Source organism: Bartonella japonica, assembly GCF_040545385.1.
Taxonomy (GTDB): Bacteria; Pseudomonadota; Alphaproteobacteria; order Rhizobiales; family Rhizobiaceae; genus Bartonella; species Bartonella japonica.
Genome location: NZ_JBEPLT010000040.1, coordinates 1 through 3452 on the forward strand (window position 1 = coordinate 1; position 3452 = coordinate 3452).

General features: G+C 39.4%; 3 protein-coding genes. All 3 read left to right on the plus strand.

The genetic code is table 11. The features are described from left to right. Positions 1-577: 577 nt before the first annotated feature. From ABID39_RS07685 to ABID39_RS07695, 3 genes are read left to right on the plus strand one after another with little or no spacing between them, the layout of a single operon-like run. Positions 578-1321: a creatininase family protein gene (locus tag ABID39_RS07685; RefSeq protein ID WP_354187560.1), complete on the plus strand. Its 744-nt coding sequence runs from the start codon at positions 578-580 to the stop codon at positions 1319-1321. A gap of 12 nt (positions 1322-1333) precedes the next feature. Next, positions 1334-2362 carry a CobW family GTP-binding protein gene (locus ABID39_RS07690; protein ID WP_354187562.1) on the plus strand — a complete coding sequence of 343 codons (1029 nt, stop codon included), beginning with the start codon at positions 1334-1336 and terminating at the stop codon, positions 2360-2362. Positions 2363-2372: 10 nt separating this feature from the next. Further along, positions 2373-3344, plus strand: a complete 972-nt coding sequence (locus ABID39_RS07695; RefSeq protein WP_354187564.1) for a WD40 repeat domain-containing protein — start codon at positions 2373-2375, stop codon at positions 3342-3344. Positions 3345-3452: the final 108 nt, after the last annotated feature.

Below are 3452 nucleotides of genomic sequence, written 5' to 3' on the forward strand. Positions count from 1 at the left end.
TAGAAGCCTAGAAGCCTAGAAGCCTAGAAGCCTAGAAGCCTAGAAGCCTAGAAGCCTAGAAGCCTAGAAGCCTAGAAGCCTAGAAGCCTAGAAGCAAGGGCGCAAAAACCTCTATTAAAGTCAATATCTTAAATAACCATAATCACTGAAACAACAGAAATACAATCACCGCAACAACAGAAATACTTTGGTCGTTATAAGAAAAGCAGGATACTTTCAATCAAATGCACCTAAACTCAAACTTTTAATAAATCTATGGAACAATTCATTTTTCGTTATAGAATGCGGAATATTTGCTATTCTTGAAGGCTTTCTCTTTAAAAGTAAAATACGCATCAGAAAATCTTACGAAGATACCGACTCTTTGAATATTAATAACCCAAGATCATATTAAAAACTGAGAATTTTTCTCGCCAAGATTTTCACCATTTATCACAAATCTCTCACTTCAATTGCGCAGATATTTGCTTGAAAATACTGCTATTTGCGTTTCCCTTATATATAGACTAAAATCGAGGGGAGAGACTCTACTATTTTTAATCACTTTTATGAACTTCTCTATTTAGGCAATAAATTCATGATATCCAATACGCCTTTTCTTGCTCTTTTACCCTTGGGCGCCCATGAATATCACGGAAATCACCTCCCCTTTGAAACAGACTGGATTATTGCTGAAGCTTTTGCAAAAGCGCTCACTTTACAAACAAAAGAACAATTTCATATAGCACTCTTACCAGTTGAAAAGATTGGCTATTCAAGTGAACATATGGATACTCTTGGTACAAAAACACTCTCCTTTTCTGAAGCTATTGAGCGATGGATAAATATAGGTGAAAGTTGCTATCGTAAAGGCATTACGCGCCTTCTTCTTCTCAATGCTCACGGAGGCAATTCACCTTTAATGAGCATTGTTATCACAGAATTACGCAGGCGTTTTTCAATGCTTGCGGTTGCAACAAGCTGGAGTCGTTTTGGTCTACCACAAGGCTTAATGGAGCCCTCACAACAACATCTTGATATCCACGGAGGATTTATTGAGACCTCTTTAATGCTTTATTTGGCACCTGAAAAAGTGCATATGGAGAAAGCACAAAATTTTCATAATAAGCAAGCCGATATGATTGCCAATTATCGATATTTACGCGCTTATGGTCCTCATGCCTTTGGCTGGACAATGCGTGATCTTAACACGCAGGGAGCTGCAGGCAATGCAAGCCAAGCGACCTCAAAAGCAGGTGAAGCAATTTTTTCTCATGTTCTTTGTGGGCTACGTGATTTACTTGATGATATCAATCGATTTAAAATAAATGCATTACAATAAAGGGCGTCCTCCATGGAAAAGACAAACAATACATCCAAGAAGCTTCCCGTTACAGTTCTGACAGGTTATCTTGGCGCAGGAAAAACGACTCTTCTCAATCGCATTCTCAGCGAAAATCATGGCAAACGTTATGCAGTTATCGTCAATGAATTTGGTGAAATCGGTATCGATAATGACCTTATCATTGAATCAGACGAAGAAATTTATGAAATGAATAATGGCTGTGTTTGCTGCACTGTACGCGGAGACCTTATTCGTATTCTAGAAAACTTGATGAAACGCTCTCATCGATTTGATGCTATTATTATAGAAACAACAGGACTTGCTGATCCTATTCCCGTTGCACAAACGTTTTTCATGGATAGTACGGTCCATGAAAAAACAGCTCTTGACAGTGTTATAGCTGTTGTTGATGCAAAACATTTGCCGTCCCAACTTAAAAAGAGCCGTGAAGCTGAAGATCAAATTGCCTTCTCTGATATTATCATTTTAAATAAAATTGATCTTGTTAATGCACAAGAACGTTCCCATGCTGAATCTCTCATTTTTGCGATTAATCCTAGGGCAGTCCTTTATCCAACAGAACGTGCTCATATTCCTCTTGATAAAATCCTCAATCTTGGTTCTTTTGATCTCCAACGTACTTTAGAAGGTGAGCCCCATTTTCTTGATCATCAACATTCAGATCATGTCTGTGGTCCTGATTGCAATCATAATCATCATCATGATCATCCATCCGCTATTCACGACATTACTGTCACCTCTGTAAGTTTAAAAACAGGAGCTCTCCAACCAGAAAAGTTTTTCCCATGGATCCAACAAATTACACAACAACAAGGTCCTGATATTTTACGTTTAAAGGGTATTCTTGCATTTCACGGAGACGGTGATAGATATGTCATTCAAGGCATACACATGCTCCTTGAGGGACAGCATCAACGTCCTTGGCGTAATGATGAAAAACGTGAAAGCCGACTTGTTTTTATCGGTCGCACCCTTGATGCTGAAAAACTTAAAACTGGTTTTGAAAATTGCGTATAAGTGAGTAACAATGCCAAGCATTACCAATTACGATCTCCAAAGCTTTTGCCTTTCCTGCGGTTTTATTGACAATAAACCAACCTTCGTTTCAGTGGAAGGATTCATTGTTTTTTTTAATCCTATCCCGAAAATCATTGAAGTTCATCAAGGAACAATTTCAAGTCATTTTGCACATGACAACACAGCGATCATCACTGGTGGAGAAGATGGAAAAGCCTGCCAAACAACAGCAGATGGTCGCACAATAGTACTGGGACACCAAGAACGAAAATGGATAAACAAAGTTGCTTTTGGACCTCAGAAAGTTTTTGCTTTTGCCTCCTCACGTTTAACATTGGCAAATGTTGGTAAAGGGATGCAAGAGCTTGTCCACGAACGCAGTGTAGAAGGTCTTGCTTTTGCCCCAAAGGGTTTACGACTTGCCGTTGCCCATTACAATGGTGTTACCCTTCATTGGTTGTCAACACAAACATCTCCAACCACACTCGTATGGAAAGGGGCGCATTTTGATGTCACCTTTTCGCCAGACAACCGCTATGTCATTTCTACTATGCAAGAAAACGCCTTACATGGTTGGCGGCTTGCTGATAATCAACATTTGCGTATGAGTGGCTACCCAAACAAAGTAAAAAGCTGGTCTTGGAGTGCAAAAGGAAAATGGCTAGCAACCTCAGGTGCATCAGCTGCAATTGTTTGGCCCTTTTATACAAAGGATGGTCCTATGGGTAAAGCACCATTGGAACTCGGCACACGAGCAAATGCACTTGTTAGCGCTGTTTCATGCCATCCAAGTGAAGAAATTGTAGCTATTGGCTTTAATGATGGGATGATTTTATGTGTACAATTTCATGATGGAAAAGAAACCCTTCTCAAAGGTTATGGGAAAAGCGCCATCTCAGCACTAAGTTGGGATCAAACGGGTCATAACCTAGCCTTCGGCAGTGAAAAAGGTGAATGTGGTATTATCAACATCACTTCTTAAGATAAACAGCAACAATCACCACAGAACTTTATGAGAAACACAAAAACTGAGAGCAAAACAGACAAAAAACAACAGAAAAGAGTGCTAAAAAACAATCCTCATTCACTT

What these genes read in the sequence shown, in the direction of transcription:
- ABID39_RS07685 (WP_354187560.1), top strand. Translation starts at nt 578, where the DNA reads ATGATATCCAATACGCCTTTTCTTGCTCTTTTACCCTTGGGCGCCCAT.
- ABID39_RS07695 (WP_354187564.1), top strand. Translation starts at nt 2,373, where the DNA reads ATGCCAAGCATTACCAATTACGATCTCCAAAGCTTTTGCCTTTCCTGC.
- ABID39_RS07690 (WP_354187562.1), top strand. Translation starts at nt 1,334, where the DNA reads ATGGAAAAGACAAACAATACATCCAAGAAGCTTCCCGTTACAGTTCTG.